This is a genomic window from Gammaproteobacteria bacterium (assembly GCA_021647245.1).
GTDB lineage: Bacteria > Pseudomonadota > Gammaproteobacteria > RBG-16-57-12 > RBG-16-57-12 > JAFLJP01.
This window is the reverse complement of record JAKIVC010000024.1, coordinates 36,264-52,593: the sequence shown is the minus strand read 5'-3', so window position 1 is coordinate 52,593 and position 16,330 is coordinate 36,264. Positions and strand designations below refer to the sequence as shown.

Here is a 16,330-nt window from a genome sequence, read left to right as displayed (position 1 = left end):
ATTGGCGCTTTACGACAGAAGATGCACGAATAAAACTGAAGCAACTTTATCCGTGCATCACTCATGACAAGTGTTAATTGATGATGGCAATTCCGTATTAGGCAATATCACCTTGGAGGAGTACTAGGAGGCTGTCGGACTTAGCCACCCAAGATAGGTTAAAATAGCCCAACATATAAAGAAGCATTCTGAGAGAAACCGAATGGCCGCCAAATTTATTGGCTCTATGTGATTTGTAGTGGTTAGCTCCACTGCCACCACTGCGTTCTAGCTGCATGATGATAAGCGGCAATACCCAATGGGCGCACAACTCAAGGCTTATGACCACTTGACACTAAGAACTCGATACCATGAACAACTTCATCACTGCCCGTTTATGCTGCATAAAAACATCTTTTGCCTGCGCGATATCCGCTACCTTTAAAATGACGGAGCGCTGTGCAGCCGTACTGGGTTTCAAATCGTTCCCTCAAGCCACCGCCCTCGAAGGCTGGCCAAGACGAGTAGACAACCATCCATGGCACCCTCTCTCGAGCTAGCTCAACTACACCTTGTAGCGGGCTATTGCGAGGCGTTGCAATGCACAAGCGGCAGGCTTTAAGCTCAAGATGTGCATTCATGAGTTATTTAGAGGTGCCCCCAACAGCAAAGCTCATGCTAAACTCGCTACCACAGACAAAAATGGGTAGAGGGTATGTCCGCAAAAGTATTTTCAATTTCCAATCAAAAAGGGGGTACCGGAAAAACAACCCTAAGCATGAACTTTGCCGCCGGATTGGCACAACGTGGCCGCACCCTTATTATCGATGCCGACCCACAAAGATCAGCAGGACAGTGGACCGGACTGGCCCCCGAAAACCGCCCCTTCCCGGTCTCTGTCATCTCCATTGCGGGCAATTTGGCTCACGAAATCAACCGCTTTCGCCAAGACTATCAATACATTGTCATCGACTGCCCTCCTACCCTTGAGGGCGAAACCGTCAGGCACGCGATGCAGGCCGCCAACACTTTGCTGATACCCGTTCTACCCTCCCCCATAGATCTGTGGGCTAGCGTGCGACTGGCCGATACCGTAGAGCAGGCTAAACTGGGCAACCCCAAGCTACAGGCCTATTTGGTCATCAATCAGCAAGAGCCACGCAGTGCGCTCTCCCGCGCAATGCAACAAGCACTGGATGAGTTCGACATACCCTCACTCAAGAGGGGCTTGCGCCGCCGCGCAATTTACCGAACCTCCGCCATTGAAGGTGCCAGCGTCTTCTGCCTTGGCAAACAAGGCAAGGCTGCCGCCCAGGAAATTGAATCCATCATAGAGGAGCTTTTATAACCATGAAGCTACAAGACAAACTGGCCAATAGTGTGCGTCAGATCAAAACACAACAAGCAGAGCCGAAAAAAAGAAAAACCACGGCAACAACCCAACCCGCCACACCAGAGGCAACACCGCCACCACTGCCCTCCAAGCGTACCTGGCCGGATTAGCGCCTTCTAAATTAAAATAAATGAGCGCATAATTGACTGACATCGCGTTGTTAGCACCCGTTAGTTAGCGCGTCAAAGCCTCATAAAGGGCGTTTAAATTTCAAGCATTTTATGGGGCAACTCTTCAGTTTCTCTAGCGCATCAAAAGCTTGTTTTCTTGTCGCATCAACCAAACAGCCTTAAAGGAACCTTGTGGACAGACTAACCATCACCCGCCCAGATGACTGGCACCTGCACCTTCGCGATGGTGCGGTGCTTAATGATACTGTTCCACACACGGCGCGTGTTTTTGGCCGCGCAATCATTATGCCCAATCTCATGCCACCGGTAACCGATACGCAGCAGGCGTTGCGCTATCGTGAGCGCATTTTACAGGCGCTACCGGAAGGCAGCTCGTTTCAACCGTTAATGGTGCTTTATCTCACCGATAACACCCGCCCGGAAGATATTATTGCGGCACAACAGTGTGGACTGATCTACGGCTGTAAGCTCTATCCTGCGGGGGCGACCACTCATTCAGATAGCGGTGTTACCGATATTGCCAATATCTACCCGGCACTGGAGATGATGGCTGAGTGTGGTATTCCGCTACTGGTTCACGGTGAGATGACGGCCGCTGAAATTGATATTTTTGATCGTGAAGCACGCTTCATTGATCACGTATTACAGCCTTTGATTGTACGGATGCCCAAGCTCAAGGTGGTGTTTGAGCACATTACCACTGCCGATGCAGCTGACTTTGTTCGCCACGCTGGAGAAAACGTAGCCGCCACTATCACCGTGCAACATCTGCTACTGAATCGTAATGACATGCTGGTGGGTGGCATTAAACCCCATCACTACTGCCTACCCGTTCTCAAACGAGAGCGGCATCGTATTGCATTGGTTGAGGCTGCGACCAGCGGGTCTGGCAAGTTTTTCCTTGGCACCGACAGTGCACCACACAGCAAAGAGAATAAAGAGAACAGTTGTGGTTGCGCTGGCATCTTTACCGCGCCGGCGGCCATTGAGTGGTACGCCGAAATTTTTGAGCAAGCCGATGCACTCAAACAGCTGGAGGGATTTGCCAGCCATTACGGGCCGGACTTCTACGGCCTTCCCCGCAACAGTGACACGATCACTTTACAAAAAAACAGCTGGCAAATGGCGCAAGTGTTGCCATTGACAGGGAGCACTATTGTGCCATTTCGGGCAGGTAAAACCGTTAACTGGCAAGTAGTGTAAAAGGGAAAATATGTCAAAATCAGCGATTACTCAGCGATTTCGTGGTTTTTTACCGGTTGTTGTGGATGTAGAAACAGGTGGGTTCAACCATCAGACGGATGCGCTTTTAGAGATTGCTGCCGTCACACTGGATATGGATGATGGCGGTGATATTCATCTGAAAGAGAGCATCCACTGTCATGTTAATCCATTTGAAGGGGCGAATATTGAGCAGGCCTCACTGGATGTTACAGGTATTGACCCTTACCACCCGTTTCGTAATGCGATCCATGAAAATGATGCCATCGAGAAGCTTTTTACGATGGTGCGTAAAGAGGTGAAAAACAGCGGCTGTAGCCGTGCCATATTGGTGGGGCATAACCCCGCTTTTGATCTGAACTTTCTCAGGGCCGCAGTGGCTCGTAACAATATAAAGCGCAACCCATTTCATGATTTTGGTACGTTTGATACCGCCACCTTAGGCGGGCTCGCTTATGGTCAGACAGTGTTGGCCAGAGCGGTACAGGCCGCAGGGCTCTCATGGGATGATAGCCAGGCCCACGGTGCACTCTATGATACCGAGCGCACCGCAGAGCTGTTTTGCACTATCATTAACCGCTGGGATACACTCTCACGCAGTTTTGAAAACTTCGCCATTGATATGAACTAGGTGACTGCCTTTTCAAAGTGCATTTCACCCTCCCTGAAGTCCACTTCGATGGTATCACCTTCAACAAATTCACCTTTTAAGATCTGCTGCGCCAGCGGGTTTTCAATATAGCGCTGAATAGCACGCTTCAGTGGCCGTGCACCATAGACTGGATCAAAACCAGCATCTGCCAGATTGCTCAGCGCCGCATCGCTCAGCTTCAAGGCGATATCACGATCAGCCAGACGTTGACGCAGGTAGTCGACCTGAATATCAGCAATCGACTTAATCTGCTCTTTAGCCAGCGGATGGAACACCACCACTTCATCGACACGGTTGATAAACTCGGGGCGAAAATGTTGCGACACCTCTTCCATTACTGCCTCTTTCATCTCATCGTAATTTTTCTCACCGGCAAACGCTTGAATCCGCGCACTGCCTAGGTTGGAGGTCATCACAATGACGGTGTTACGAAAGTCTACCGTGCGTCCGTGTCCATCGGTTAGTCGACCATCATCCAGCACCTGTAACAGGATGTTGAAAACATCCGGGTGCGCCTTCTCCACCTCATCCAGCAGTAACACGGAATAGGGTCGACGGCGTACCGCTTCGGTCAAATAGCCACCTGCTTCATACCCTACATACCCAGGAGGCGCACCAATCAGGCGCGCAACCGAATGTTTCTCCATGAACTCAGACATATCGATACGCACCAACGCCTCTTCAGTATCAAACAGGAAGTCGGCAAGTGCTTTGCAGAGTTCGGTTTTACCCACCCCGGTTGGCCCTAAAAATAGAAAAGAGCCGTTGGGTCGATTGGGATCTGAGAGCCCGGCACGCGACCGGCGTATAGCATCAGAGACCGCTTTGAGTGCCTCCTGTTGACCCACCACACGGTTGCGTAGATTATCCTCCATGCTCAACAGCTTTTCTCGCTCACCCTCTAGCATTTTGGAAACAGGAATCCCTGTCCATTTGGAGACAACTTCGGCAATCTCCTCATCCGTTACTTTGTTACGAATCAGTTTGGTATCACGCGTCTCTGTTTGAGCCGCCATCTCCAGCTGTTTTTCCAGCTCGGGAATGCGCCCATATTGTAACTCCGACATGCGCGTCAGATCACCGGCACGGTGCGCTGTCTCCAGCTCGATTCGCGCATGTTCCAACGCCTCTTTGATGTGCTGGGTTCCCTGCAACGCCACTTTTTCTGCTTTCCAAATCTCTTCCAGTTCCGAGAACTCACGAGAAAGCTTAATGATCTCCTGCTTAACATCCGCAAGGCGGCGTTTAGAGGCGTTATCACTCTCCTTAACCAGCGCTTCGTGCTCTATTTTAAGTTGAATTAAGCGGCGCTCCAGGCGATCCATATTCTCAGGTTTGGAGTCGATCTCCATGCGAATACGGCTACCCGCCTCATCAACCAAGTCAATCGCCTTGTCAGGCAGTTTGCGGTCAGAAATATAGCGGTACGAAAGGCTGGCCGCAGCCACAATCGCCGGATCGGTAATCTCAACCCCGTGATGCACTTCATATTTTCCCTTGAGGCCCCGCAAAATGGCAATGGTATCTTCCACTGAAGGCTCATTGATCAATACCTTCTGGAAACGCCGCTCCAGCGCGGCATCTTTCTCCACATGCTCACGATATTCATTCAGCGTCGTTGCGCCGATGCAGTGCAGCTCACCCCGCGCCAGTGCTGGTTTCAGCATATTACCGGCATCCATCGACCCTTCTGCCTTACCTGCACCCACCATGGTGTGCAGCTCATCGATGAAGAGAATCACCTGCCCCTCACTTTTGGATAGATCACTCATCACGCCCTTAAGGCGCTCTTCAAACTCGCCACGGAATTTAGCACCCGCAATCAACGCCCCCATGTCCAGAGATAACAGCCGCTTGCCTTTAATCCCTTCTGGCACTTCGCCATTAACAATGCGCTGAGCCAAGCCTTCAACAATTGCGGTTTTACCCACTCCTGGCTCACCAATCAGCACCGGATTGTTTTTGGTGCGGCGCTGCAAAACCTGAATGGTGCGACGAATTTCATCATCACGACCAATCACCGGATCCAGCTTACCCTGCTCTGCAAGCTGGGTGAGATCTACCGTAAATTTTTCCAGCGCTTGGCGCTGCTCTTCCGCATTGGGATCATTAACACTTTCACCACCGCGCATATCATCAATCGCCTGCTCAACACCCCGCTTGGTGGCTCCATTTTTCCGCAAAAGCTCGCCGACACGGCTCTTATCCTCCACCGCAGCCAATACAAATAGCTCACTGGAGATGTATTGATCTTTACGTTGCTGTGCCAGCTTGTCGCACACATTGAGCAGACGTGCTAAATCACTCGAGAGATGAACCTCCCCCTGAGTACCCTGCACCTGCGGCAGGCGATCTATCGCGTCACCCAGTGCCGAACGCAGTAGATTCACATTAACATCACATTTCAACAGCAGGTTTCGCGTCGCGCCACCCTCCTGATCCAGTAGCGCTACCATCAAGTGCAGCGGCTCGATATATTGATTGTCAGCACCGACAGCCAGACTCTGCGCATCACCCAAAGCCATCTGAAATTTAGTGGTGAATTTATCCGTTCTCATGTGTTCTATTCCTCAACATTTACTCTTGATTAATCCCTTAATAGGGTTCGTTCAGAGGACTTCAAGGTGTATTGATATTTTTATATACGAATGGAGAACTTTGCGCGAAAAACAGCCTTCATTCCAGCAAGGAAAACATGATCGGAAAACAGAATCTATTGGAGTAGATGCCGGGTGAAGTATTTGAGTGTTTAATGACTGGGAGTGGCTCCACTGATACAGTCAGTAATGCGCTGCAAAACAGCTTTTCGCTGCTCTCTTGTCGCCTCAACCGATGGATACTGCTGAATCACAACACGTCCACGCAGAAACAGCGGCAGAAAAACATCACCGGCACCCCGTACCCCTTGAATATGCAGTGGTGTTATTGGTGCACCACTCAGATAGGCTAGGCGCACCGCACCACTTTTCAGCCGTGTCATGCTCTCATGCGGATGCTGTATACGCCCCTGGGGGAAGAGCGCCACCACCTCCCCTTCAGCCAAGGCACGCAATGCAGATTTAAAGGCAATTTCGGGTCGACCCTGACGGTCCACTGGAATACAGCCCCCCAAACGATAGAGCCAGGTAAAGCCGAAACGCTCATACTCCTCTGATGCAATCAAAAAACGCAGCCGCCGGGTACTCGTCGCCAACAACAGCAGTGGATCCAGCCCCGAAATATGGTTAGCCACCACAATAGCTGCGCCCTGCTCCGGCAGCGTAATCATCTGGTTATGTATGCGGTGAAAGCGGTGGCAATAGAGGCGATTAAGACCATCCATCCAGTTTAACCAAGGGTGTTGCCAGTCGACAATAGCCCGCTGGCGAGCCAGAAAAAAAACCGCTAGCAACAGGCTGAGTGTGACGAAACAGAAAAGATAAAACATACGCTGGCTACTTCATTATCCGGGCAATAGGTTACGGGTTACTTCTTCTTGTTACTTTTATTATCCGCCGCCTCACTGGCCGCACTCTTTAACGCCTCAAGTAGAGCAACGACCGTCGCCTGCCCGCGCATTTTGGCTACTTGCTCTGCGGTCTGTCCGGCGCTATTTTCAGCTGTCATATCAGCACCGTTGGCAACCAGCAGCCGGATCAGCTCAGGATTACCCGACTGAGCGGCCAGCATCAACACCGTCATCCCTTGATTATCAGCCCGAGCAATGTCCACCCCCTCAGCGAGCAGCAATTCGGCCATTTGCAGATTCCCATAAAAGGCCGCGCCCATCACTGGGGTGCGCCCCTGGGCGTTAACACCGTCCACAGGCGTACCGTCCAAAATTAACTGCCTCACCTCAGCGAGCCTACCTTGAGTCGCTGCGGCAAATATTTCGGCTTCCGGCTCAACTGCCTGAGTAGCGGTACTAACCATCAAAATAGCGAACATTGCCAACAGTATACCCATCGTTTTTATTAACACAGCCCCTTGACCCTCAGTTTTTTAACCACATAAACATAGACAGGCAATAGTAATACCCTAATCCCGATCAACCGCAAACCTCTTTTAGTGAGCAATAAGCCGCTTTAAAAACTTGCCATGCCCGTCATGTATCATTATTGTGTGCGGCAAATAGAAGTCAAAGTGAAGCCTAAAGATGCCTAAGCCCGCCCCCCTGCCCAGCACTGTTTACGATGATGTGAACCGTGCCCTGCGTGAGGATATCGGCAGTGGCGACTTAACAGCCGCGCTGATACCGGCACAACAGCAGTGCTCGGCAACGGTTATCAGCCGGGATAACGCCACCCTCAGTGGCTGCGCCTGGTTTGATGAAACCTTTTTACAGCTTGATCCGCAGGTACAAATCACCTGGCACGCCACCGATGGCGAGCGGGTGAAGATCAACCAACCGCTCTGTACACTGCACGGGGCTGCCCGCAGCATTCTCAGTGGCGAACGCTGCGCATTGAATTTTTTGCAAACCCTCTCCGCCACCGCCACCTTGACACAACAGTACGTTAGCGCGATTACCGATACAGCGTGTAAGATTCTCGACACACGAAAAACCATCCCCGGTTTACGTTTAGCACAAAAATATGCGGTGACCTGCGGCGGTGGCCACAATCACCGCATTGGCCTCTACGATATGATTCTGATCAAAGAGAACCACATCATGGCTGCCGGTTCCATTGCAGCCGCTGTCGCGCAAGCGCGTCACCTCTCCCCAGGCATTAAGGTTGAAGTTGAAGTGGAGAGCCTTGGCGAGCTGCAACAGGCGATTGAGAGCAATGCCGATACCATCATGCTCGACAACATGGATATTGCCACAATGCAAAAAGCCGTCTCAATTACGGCCCAGCGCTGCCACTTGGAGGCATCCGGCGGTGTCAACCTCGAAACGGTGCAGGGCATTGCCCGCACCGGCGTGGATTTTATCTCGGTTGGACTACTTACCAAAAACATCAATGCGGTCGATCTTTCGATGCGCTTTCATGAGCCATAGAGGCACCCTTAAGCCATTTTGTAATGCGCTGATATCATAATCGTGTTAAATTTTAGTACGCATTGTATATAACCCGAATAATTCATAAACTATGTACAGTCTCACTTGTCTATTGATTCCACAGGAAATATTCCCTCTGTCGTCCGCAATCACTCATACGGATATCTTTCGGAAGCTTACCTGTAAAACCAATACCCTAAGCGGTCTTTGCACACGTTTATGAAATATCCGGGATAAAGAACCTCGTAGAGATATTTATGCGAAGAGTAAAATCTAGCAAAAAGACTCTAATGATCAATAACTCATCTTTTGGAGAAGATTGGTGAAAAAAACTGTAAGCATTATTGCAATCTCTTGCCTGGTATTACTCGCAGGCTGTTCTGAGCAGGCCGAAGAAACAACCGCAGACCCAGCCACACAGCCGCCAACACAACAGGCTGCACCTGCGACACCGGCACCCGCTCACCCGCCCATGGGCGACCACAGTGGTCATTCGGCAGATCACCCAGCCATGCCGGGGCACACCCCCTCACAAGCGGCACCAGCCCATCAATATCAGGCAGAGGTTATCAGCGTGACCCACGCCGCAGGTTATACCTACATGGAGATCGAGTTCAATGGTAAAAACACCTGGATAGCGGCCTCTCCGGTCAATGTTAAAACCGGTGACACCATCGCTTGGGCTGGCGGCGCACCGATGAGCAACTTCACCAGTAAGTCACTCCGCAAAACCTTCGATGAGATCATCTTTGTCGATCAGGTGAGTGTTGTTGAGTAAGTCAGTATAAAACGCCTCGACTTGTTCAGAGCGCCCTTTTGTCTCCCTGACAAAAGGGCGTTTGTACAACAGCGGCCCGCTTTTATCCAGACAACACCCCTCTCTGGGCTATAATCTACCGCTAACAACTGAAAAACTTCATTTAAAGGTAATCAGACCAATCTATGCGCGCTTCCAAATTTTTGCTTGCCACACTCAAAGAGAACCCTGCTGAAGCTGAAGTTATCAGCCACCAGCTAATGCTACGAGCAGGCATGATTCGAAAGCTCGCCTCAGGCCTCTACACCTGGCTACCCATGGGGCTAAGAGTATTACGAAAAGTAGAGGCCATCATCCGCGAAGAGATGAATGGCGTTGCCGCCCAAGAGCTGCTCATGCCCACGATACAACCGGCTGAACTCTGGCAGGAATCAGGGCGCTGGGATGAGATGGGCGGCGAAATGTTGCGCCTTCAAGATCGCCACCAGCGTGACTTCTGCTTTGGCCCCACCCACGAAGAGGTGATTACGGACCTGCTACGCAGTGAGCTGCATAGCTACAAACAGCTGCCAGCTATTTTTTATCAGTTGCAAATAAAATTCCGCGATGAACGCCGCCCGCGCTTTGGGGTAATGCGTGCCCGTGAGTTTCTGATGAAAGATGCCTACTCCTTCCATGTCGACTCTAAATCACTACAAGAGACTTATGAGCTAATGCATAGCGCTTACTGCCGTATATTCGAGCGGATCGGCCTCAACTTCCGTGCCGTATTGGCAGATACGGGAGCCATTGGCGGCTCAGTCTCCCATGAGTTCCACGTATTAGCGGAGTCAGGAGAGGATGATATCGCCTTTAGCAGCGACAGTGACTACGCCGCCAACATTGAGATGGCCGAAGCGGTTGCACCGACAGCTGAGCGTGCCGCCGCCACACACCCCATGAACACCGTTGAGACACCCCACAGCCAGAGCATCGATGAAATCGCTGCTTTACTGAAAATACCCGCCACTCAAATCATCAAAACCTTGCTGGTGAAAGGTGCTGAGGAGGGCGAAGTTGTCGCTTTAGTGGTGCGCGGTGATCATACACTCAATGAGATAAAGGCAGAAAAACTGTCACAAGTCGCCAGCCCATTCACCCTAGCATCGGATCAAGAGATCAAACAGGCGGCAAATTGCAGTCGTGGCTCACTGGGGCCTGTTGGCTTGAAAATTACACTGATTGCTGATCACAGTGCCGCTCAGTCAGCTGATTTTGTCTGTGGTGCCAACCAAGATGGAAAACATCTGAGTGGCGTAAACTGGGGGCGTGACTTGGCTGAGCCCATGGTAGCGGATCTGCGAAATGTAACCGAAGGCGATGCCAGCCCCGACGGTAAAGGCAAGCTGATCATTAAACGCGGTATTGAGGTGGGGCATATTTTTCAGTTGGGTGATAAATATACCCAAGCGCTCAAGGCATCGGTGCTGGATGAGAAGGGCAAAGCCACCACGCCACTCATGGGCTGTTACGGCATGGGCGTTTCACGCATCGTCGCGGCGACAATTGAGCAAAACAACGATGACAGAGGTATTATCTGGCCCGAGTCAATCGCCCCTTTTCAGGTGGGCATTGTCCCCATCAATATGCAAAAATCAGCCTTGGTACAAGAGAGTGTCGAGCAGCTCTACTCGGCATTGATGAAATCTGGAATTGATGTGTTACTGGATGATCGTAAAGAGCGACCCGGCGTAATGTTTGCAAACATGGATCTCATAGGCATCCCCCATCGCGTTGTCATTAGCGAGCGAGGCTTAAAAGCAGGCACCGTTGAATACAAGGCACGACAAGATAGCGAGAGTCGTGATGTTAGCCTGGAAGAGATCACACACCAGCTGTTAAGCCAGCTATCCGCCTGATAATTTGAGGTGTAGGCATCAGGAGTAGCAACTAACTCTTGTTTCTATTCAAGCATTCGGTAACATTAAGACTTCGTAGCGAAGCGACCACGTGAGAGTAGTCATGGCCACACATAAAAAAACAAAACTGTCATTTAACCTCAGCTTAACCGTGCTGCTTCTCCTTGGGGTCAGCATCACGGCACATGCCGAGGTTAAAAACTTCCAGATTCATGGCGAAACAACCCCTTTCATTGAAGATGGCATCCATGACCCTGAAAATGATGCCATTAATATCTTTCAGCACCCCACCACCGCAATGAAAGACTTCCCCCGCGATACGGTAGGCGTTATTGACTGGGTTAAAACACTGGAAGCAGGGCAACTGGTGGCACGGGCCAACCGGCTCGGCACCGAAGAGAGTGAGATATTTGACCTCGACATTATCCGCACCAATACCGGCGATATGCCCAACGTGAGATTTTCTCACGCCAAGCACACCAGCCAGATGGATTGCAATAGCTGCCATAGCGGGCTCTTTGAAGAGCAAGCCAATGCCACCGAGATCAGTATGTCAGACATTCTTACCGGAAATAAGTGTGGTGTCTGTCATGGCAAAGTCGCCTTCCCACCCACCAACAACTGCATGCGCTGCCACAACGTCATACCGTAGCTCAGCCAGGCGTATTGAGCACGGAGGCCAAAAGGCCCAGCTCTCTTAATAGTGATAACAGCGCCACTGCAACCATCACCATACCGATCAATTGTGCCCGCTGCCCGCTAATCAACAGCACAGAAAAAGGGAGTCTCAACCCGGGCGAAGGCAAGCGCCTGCTGCGTACAACCTGCCAACCCAGCCAGATAAACAGCAGCAAAGGGATCGAGCGCAGCAATACAAAGCCCCAAGTGGCCAATAGAAGCTTTTTCTCATTCAGCGCCGCGACACCTTCCGGAGTAGGCTCAAATACCATCACTTTCAGAAAATGATCAAGCGCTGGCTCAAATAGCAGCAGCAACAGCAGGTAGCATAAAATCACCAGCCACCAGCGAGAACGCTGTGATGGATCACCCGCAATCATTTCGGGCCGATTAGCTCTCATCCTAAATGACAGCAAATTTTATGTTAAAATAACAGACCATGATTATCCCCCACCAACAACTTTCTGCCGATACGCTCCACGCCCTTGCTGATGAATTTGTCAGCCGCGAGGGCACCGACTATGGTGAAAATGAGATTTCACAACAGAGCAAAGTTAAACAGGTGATCGCGCAGATAGCACAAGGCGAAGCCTTCATCCTCTACAGCGAGTTACACGAAAGTTGCACCATTATTTCCAAGCAGGAGATGCAACAACGAAGCGACCCACCGCACCATGAGCCATAACCCCGCTAAATCTGATCAGACTCGCTCGACGCTTCCTTAACGTATTTTTTCATTCGACGGGTGACCTTGGCTAAATATTTTCGGGTCTCTTCATAAGCAAGCTCGTTTATCAGCACTTGGTACACCTCGTCTGATGTCATACCGTTAATGGTATCCACCGCCTTCGAGAAGCTCTTTCTACCGATAAAAGCAGTACCCACATTACTTGCGCCGGTGTTATACGCTGCAATAACACAATAGAGGCGGCTGATGGGATCCGTCACCTTTCTCATGTAACGATAATAAAGAATATGCAGGTAAGCTGAACCGACACCAATATTTTTATCAATTTTATAGAGGTAGGAGGGAGCCAGTAATTTCGACTCACCATAGAGATAGCGTGAAGCATCTTTACCCGCTGACCTCGGTACAATCTGCATAAGGCCATAAGCGGGAATGTGTGAACGGGCCATGGGGTTAAAACTGCTCTCCGTCTCGATCACGGCTAAAATCAACTCCGGTGGCAGCCGCTCTCTTACCGCCGCCGCCGTCACCTCTTCAGAAAAGCGGTTAGCCTTTTTTCGTACCGAATGAGGAATCACAAAGCTAGCGGTTACTACCGCTTTTTCGCCATTCATGGTTTTAGTAATCTCCCACTGAACGGGTGCGCTGACTGGTTGGCTCACCTTAACGTAAGGTGAGCTATCAAGGCCCGCCGCAGTTATATCCTCCAGTGCAAAAATACGCTGCTCACCGGGCTGCGCTGTTTTAACCACAGAGGAGTGATTCTGCAAACGCTGTTCAATGCGCTGGGACAGTTGATCCGCCTGGTACGCATCGGCTTCGGTACTATTAAGCCACTGATGAACAAGCCCATTGATTCGTTGCTCAACACCATCCGCCGTATCACCCGCCCCAAGCAGCAGAGTCAATTCGGCACGCCCCTGCTCAAAATCAGCTACCCGACGCACCTGATTATTTTCCACATAACTCACCCAGGTTTTTGGCCCTAACTCTAAAAATTCACCCCACTGTTGAGTGATTTCACGGCTATACGCCTCAAACTCCTGTTGATACGCTTTTTGATAAGCGTCAAACCCCGCCTCCAACGCTTGTTGATATTGCAAAAACGCCTGCTGCTCCAACTCAACCTCTTGCGCTTGCTGCGCTACAAAAGCATCAAACTCATCTTCACTGGAAGCTAAAGAGGAAGCAGAGAAAACCAAAAAAAGCAGTGAACAGAACAGAAAACAGCCTGCCTTAGCTCTTATGAAACAGAAGATACTCATTATTTCAAACACTCCAAAAATAAATCATCCGTGACCACCGCCGGGTTAACGGCTCCTCCCAACCTCCCCTGACAAAGAGAGGGGTTTTATTAAACGATTAGCAGCGGCGAGGGAGCGGTAGGAATCAAAAACCATAAATGATAAAGCAACATGTTAACAACTATAATGCCTTTTAGGGTGGTTTCCATCACCATCAAATTCAATCGAGAGACCAACATCCAGCCGATCAAAACCGCTCACATCAAAAGCAGCATCAAGGTCACACCTAAGAACAGGGCATTTAGCGTTCACAATACCAATGGTGGTTAGCAGTGTGGCGGTTGCTAACTGAGCGACCTCTATAGTACCGGTAATTTCAGCGTGCGAGCCTTTTATGCTCTCAATTTTTATCGGGAAATCGACACCACCACTCTGCCGCAGATCTTAAATTTAAACCCTTCACCTCTGTTACCTATAACCTGGCCTGAAACGATAAAGTTTTTGCATTCCGAAAGTTAATCAGACTTCCCTCAATCAATTGCATACCAACTCAACTTATTACAGCACAGACGCAAAAAAGCCAGAACCTAAGCGGCTCTGGCTTTCTCTAAATTGTGGTGCCCGGGGACAGAATCGAACTGCCGACACGAGGATTTTCAGTCCACTGCTCTACCGACTGAGCTACCCGGGCTCTATTTGCTGCGTATTAAACCGCTTAAGCCTAGTCGCGTCAAGTACAATATTAAAATGTATTGTATTTACACTAAGTTGCCGAATTTTTGATCTATTTCGGCGGGGTAAATTCGCCAGGTGTGACATCACCATCATCAAAGAAAAACTTCTCCATCTGCTCCTCTAAAAACGCACGATGTTTTGGGTCAATGGGGGTCAGGCGGTATTCGTTTAACAGCATGGTCTGCTGCTTTAGCCACTCGCCCCAAGCCTCTTTCGATACATTTTCAAAAATCTTTTTACCCAGCTCTCCCGGATAAGTTGGACGCGCAAGGCCTTCAGCCTCTTTACCCAATTTTATACACTGCACCATACGGCTCATAATATTCTCTCTTTTATCTGAGGAGGGATCTGTTTTATTAATCGCTGTATCGGCGCAGCCAAGCCCCGCTGATCAGGATTCTGTGAGTTATACCAGACTCCCTCCCCTGATTCCATCACTACATTAGCCACGGCCACTACCCGCAAGTAGAGGGGGCGGATATCTAGATGAAAGTGGCTAAAAGTGTGGCGGACAATATCCCCCGCCGCCACTCGCCCAACCTGATAACCCAGCTGGTGATGGCACCAGTCACTCATCGACGCACCCTCAGGCAGCTCTGGCAAGCTCCATAAGCCGCCCCAAATGCCCGTGGGAGGGCGCTGTTGCAACAGAACATCCCCCCGTTCATTCATCAGCAGCAGCATATCAACAGATCGAATCGGGAGTTTTTTTCGTGGTTTAGGCGTTGGATATTGCGCCACGCTCTCTTGAAGAGATGCTATACATTGTGATTGCAAGGGGCAAGATGCACAGCCAGGGTTGTGACGAGTGCAGCAGCTCGCGCCAAAATCCATAATCGCCTGGGTATATTCGGCAATACGGGTGTGGGGGGTGTGCTGATCAGCCAATTGCCAAAGCTGCTTAGCAGTCGCGGCCTGCCCCGGCCAGCCATCAACTGCGTGATAGCGACAAAGCACCCGCTTTACATTGCCATCCAAGATTGCATGGCGCGTGCCCGTTGAAAAAGCCAGAATGGCCCCGGCAGTAGAGCGCCCTATTCCGGGCAGTTTAAGCAACGATTCAAACTGGGTTGGAAAGCGCCCCCCATGGTCGTCTCTAATCAATTGAGCCGCTTTGTGTAGATTGCGCCCACGGGCGTAGTAGCCCAAGCCGCTCCACTGGTGCAGGACAGCATCCAGCTCGGCATTGGCGAGGCACTCCACGTCGGAAAATTGCGCCATAAAGCGCTGATAATAGGGGATAACCGTGGCGACTTGAGTCTGCTGCAACATGATCTCAGAAACCCATACACCATAGGCGGAGACATTGTGGTGCCAAGGCAGAGATTTGCGACCATGCTGGTCATACCAAGCTAATATCGCCTGGCTGAACGGGGTATCGGCGCTGTCCAATCAGAGTGCTCTCAGGATTTAATGGCGACGGCCACGCTCACGTTCCAGACAGCGCGCAAGGGTTTTAAGCAACAGCGGAACGGTCTCCATACCGTGAATATCTTCGGCTTTAACCCAACGAAAAGTTTCGCTTTCCCAGTTGAGCGTTACCAGGTCCGGATCAGCAATATCAAACAGAAACGGGTGTACTTGCCAGCAAGTGTCTAGCTCCGGGGCGGGTACATCAAGTGGCTCACCACCACAAACAAAGCTGAGCTGTTCATCTGCCAGGCCAGTCTCTTCACTAATCTCCTGACGAGCCTGATTCATAGCGTCTTCGCCAAGGTAACCACTCACCCCGGACCAAAAACCTGGGTAGGTCTCCACTTTGTCACTGCGTTTTAACAGTAAAATACGGTTCTCATAACGCAAAAAAGCCGTCACAACTTCTCGCTTTTCCATATACCCCATTAAGATAGCCTCACTCAAATACAAAACAGATAACCCCATTTTGCGAGTGTTTGCAGCAAAACGCCAGCAATTGGTTGATTTTTTAATAAAAAATAATAATCCAGTGGCTAGCGGGGGCGAGGAGAGGTTCA

General features: G+C 50.5%; 17 protein-coding genes and 1 tRNA gene. 9 read left to right on the top strand and 9 right to left on the bottom strand.

Annotated elements, in window-relative coordinates; translation table 11 throughout:
- The first annotated feature begins 694 nt into the window (after positions 1-694).
- The 4 genes from L3J94_08475 to rnt all read left to right on the top strand — a co-directional run bounded on the left by L3J94_08475 (position 695) and on the right by rnt (position 3,355).
- Entirely contained in the window at positions 695-1,327 is a 633-nt protein-coding gene (locus L3J94_08475) for a ParA family protein (protein ID MCF6218774.1), read from the top strand.
- A gap of 2 nt (positions 1,328-1,329) precedes the next feature.
- Positions 1,330-1,482 (top strand): hypothetical protein, encoded by a 153-nt coding sequence (locus L3J94_08470; GenBank protein MCF6218773.1) that lies wholly within the window; start codon positions 1,330-1,332, stop codon positions 1,480-1,482.
- Between the two features lie 192 nt (positions 1,483-1,674).
- Positions 1,675-2,706, top strand: coding sequence for a dihydroorotase (gene pyrC / locus L3J94_08465; GenBank protein ID MCF6218772.1), 1,032 nt, complete (start codon positions 1,675-1,677; stop codon positions 2,704-2,706).
- Between the two features lie 10 nt (positions 2,707-2,716).
- The gene (rnt, locus tag L3J94_08460; protein ID MCF6218771.1) at positions 2,717-3,355 is read left to right on the top strand and encodes a ribonuclease T; all 639 of its coding nucleotides are present in this window, start codon (positions 2,717-2,719) and stop codon (positions 3,353-3,355) included.
- On the opposite strand, the gene clpB is transcribed toward rnt, so the two are convergent.
- The 3 genes from clpB to L3J94_08445 all read right to left on the bottom strand — a co-directional run bounded on the left by clpB (position 3,352) and on the right by L3J94_08445 (position 7,336).
- The gene (gene clpB / locus L3J94_08455; GenBank protein MCF6218770.1) at positions 3,352-5,934 is read right to left on the bottom strand and encodes an ATP-dependent chaperone ClpB; all 2,583 of its coding nucleotides are present in this window, start codon (positions 5,932-5,934) and stop codon (positions 3,352-3,354) included. The two genes, rnt and clpB, sit on opposite strands and share 4 nt — an antisense overlap.
- Before the next feature lie 191 nt (positions 5,935-6,125).
- Positions 6,126-6,803 carry a 1-acyl-sn-glycerol-3-phosphate acyltransferase gene (locus L3J94_08450; protein ID MCF6218769.1) on the bottom strand — a complete coding sequence of 226 codons (678 nt, stop codon included), beginning with the start codon at positions 6,801-6,803 and terminating at the stop codon, positions 6,126-6,128.
- 38 nt (positions 6,804-6,841) lie between these two features.
- Complete coding sequence (locus L3J94_08445) at positions 6,842-7,336, bottom strand: ankyrin repeat domain-containing protein (protein MCF6218768.1); 495 nt, start codon at positions 7,334-7,336, stop codon at positions 6,842-6,844.
- A gap of 175 nt (positions 7,337-7,511) precedes the next feature.
- Between L3J94_08445 and nadC the strand changes: the two genes are divergently transcribed.
- The 4 genes from nadC to L3J94_08425 all read left to right on the top strand — a co-directional run bounded on the left by nadC (position 7,512) and on the right by L3J94_08425 (position 11,664).
- On the top strand, positions 7,512-8,357 hold the full coding sequence (gene nadC, locus L3J94_08440; protein MCF6218767.1) for a carboxylating nicotinate-nucleotide diphosphorylase: 846 nt from the start codon (positions 7,512-7,514) through the stop codon (positions 8,355-8,357).
- Positions 8,358-8,679: 322 nt separating this feature from the next.
- A complete protein-coding gene (locus tag L3J94_08435) occupies positions 8,680-9,135 on the top strand; it encodes a hypothetical protein (protein ID MCF6218766.1) in 456 nt (151 codons plus the stop codon).
- Positions 9,136-9,299: 164 nt separating this feature from the next.
- Positions 9,300-11,012 (top strand): proline--tRNA ligase, encoded by a 1,713-nt coding sequence (locus L3J94_08430; protein MCF6218765.1) that lies wholly within the window; start codon positions 9,300-9,302, stop codon positions 11,010-11,012.
- A 103-nt stretch (positions 11,013-11,115) separates the two neighbouring features.
- A complete protein-coding gene (locus tag L3J94_08425; GenBank protein ID MCF6218764.1) occupies positions 11,116-11,664 on the top strand; it encodes a hypothetical protein in 549 nt (182 codons plus the stop codon).
- A gap of 1 nt (position 11,665) precedes the next feature.
- On the opposite strand, the gene L3J94_08420 is transcribed toward L3J94_08425, so the two are convergent.
- On the bottom strand, positions 11,666-12,091 hold the full coding sequence (locus L3J94_08420) for a hypothetical protein (GenBank protein MCF6218763.1): 426 nt from the start codon (positions 12,089-12,091) through the stop codon (positions 11,666-11,668).
- Positions 12,092-12,129: 38 nt separating this feature from the next.
- On the opposite strand from L3J94_08420, the gene L3J94_08415 reads away from it, so the two are divergent.
- The gene (locus tag L3J94_08415; protein MCF6218762.1) at positions 12,130-12,375 is read left to right on the top strand and encodes a YheU family protein; all 246 of its coding nucleotides are present in this window, start codon (positions 12,130-12,132) and stop codon (positions 12,373-12,375) included.
- A gap of 5 nt (positions 12,376-12,380) precedes the next feature.
- Here L3J94_08415 and L3J94_08410 read toward each other — a convergent pair whose 3' ends face one another.
- The 5 genes from L3J94_08410 to L3J94_08390 all read right to left on the bottom strand — a co-directional run bounded on the left by L3J94_08410 (position 12,381) and on the right by L3J94_08390 (position 16,199).
- Positions 12,381-13,643, bottom strand: a complete 1,263-nt coding sequence (locus L3J94_08410) for a transglycosylase SLT domain-containing protein (GenBank protein ID MCF6218761.1) — start codon at positions 13,641-13,643, stop codon at positions 12,381-12,383.
- Positions 13,644-14,237: 594 nt separating this feature from the next.
- A tRNA-Phe gene (locus L3J94_08405) sits at positions 14,238-14,313 on the bottom strand.
- Positions 14,314-14,406: 93 nt separating this feature from the next.
- Positions 14,407-14,676 carry an oxidative damage protection protein gene (locus L3J94_08400; GenBank protein ID MCF6218760.1) on the bottom strand — a complete coding sequence of 90 codons (270 nt, stop codon included), beginning with the start codon at positions 14,674-14,676 and terminating at the stop codon, positions 14,407-14,409.
- Positions 14,673-15,749: an A/G-specific adenine glycosylase gene (gene mutY / locus L3J94_08395; GenBank protein ID MCF6218759.1), complete on the bottom strand. Its 1,077-nt coding sequence runs from the start codon at positions 15,747-15,749 to the stop codon at positions 14,673-14,675. Before mutY ends, L3J94_08400 begins: the two co-directional genes overlap by 4 nt.
- Before the next feature lie 18 nt (positions 15,750-15,767).
- Complete coding sequence (locus L3J94_08390) at positions 15,768-16,199, bottom strand: NUDIX pyrophosphatase (protein ID MCF6218758.1); 432 nt, start codon at positions 16,197-16,199, stop codon at positions 15,768-15,770.
- Between the last annotated feature and the right edge of the window lie 131 nt (positions 16,200-16,330).

What these genes read in the sequence shown, in the direction of transcription:
- clpB (MCF6218770.1), bottom strand. Translation starts at nt 5,934, where the DNA reads ATGAGAACGGATAAATTCACCACTAAATTTCAGATGGCTTTGGGTGAT.
- L3J94_08450 (MCF6218769.1), bottom strand. Translation starts at nt 6,803, where the DNA reads ATGTTTTATCTTTTCTGTTTCGTCACACTCAGCCTGTTGCTAGCGGTT.
- L3J94_08470 (MCF6218773.1), top strand. Translation starts at nt 1,330, where the DNA reads ATGAAGCTACAAGACAAACTGGCCAATAGTGTGCGTCAGATCAAAACA.
- nadC (MCF6218767.1), top strand. Translation starts at nt 7,512, where the DNA reads ATGCCTAAGCCCGCCCCCCTGCCCAGCACTGTTTACGATGATGTGAAC.
- L3J94_08400 (MCF6218760.1), bottom strand. Translation starts at nt 14,676, where the DNA reads ATGAGCCGTATGGTGCAGTGTATAAAATTGGGTAAAGAGGCTGAAGGC.
- L3J94_08430 (MCF6218765.1), top strand. Translation starts at nt 9,300, where the DNA reads ATGCGCGCTTCCAAATTTTTGCTTGCCACACTCAAAGAGAACCCTGCT.
- L3J94_08390 (MCF6218758.1), bottom strand. Translation starts at nt 16,199, where the DNA reads ATGGGGTATATGGAAAAGCGAGAAGTTGTGACGGCTTTTTTGCGTTAT.
- L3J94_08425 (MCF6218764.1), top strand. Translation starts at nt 11,116, where the DNA reads ATGGCCACACATAAAAAAACAAAACTGTCATTTAACCTCAGCTTAACC.
- L3J94_08410 (MCF6218761.1), bottom strand. Translation starts at nt 13,643, where the DNA reads ATGAGTATCTTCTGTTTCATAAGAGCTAAGGCAGGCTGTTTTCTGTTC.
- L3J94_08420 (MCF6218763.1), bottom strand. Translation starts at nt 12,091, where the DNA reads ATGAGAGCTAATCGGCCCGAAATGATTGCGGGTGATCCATCACAGCGT.
- L3J94_08475 (MCF6218774.1), top strand. Translation starts at nt 695, where the DNA reads ATGTCCGCAAAAGTATTTTCAATTTCCAATCAAAAAGGGGGTACCGGA.
- rnt (MCF6218771.1), top strand. Translation starts at nt 2,717, where the DNA reads ATGTCAAAATCAGCGATTACTCAGCGATTTCGTGGTTTTTTACCGGTT.
- L3J94_08415 (MCF6218762.1), top strand. Translation starts at nt 12,130, where the DNA reads ATGATTATCCCCCACCAACAACTTTCTGCCGATACGCTCCACGCCCTT.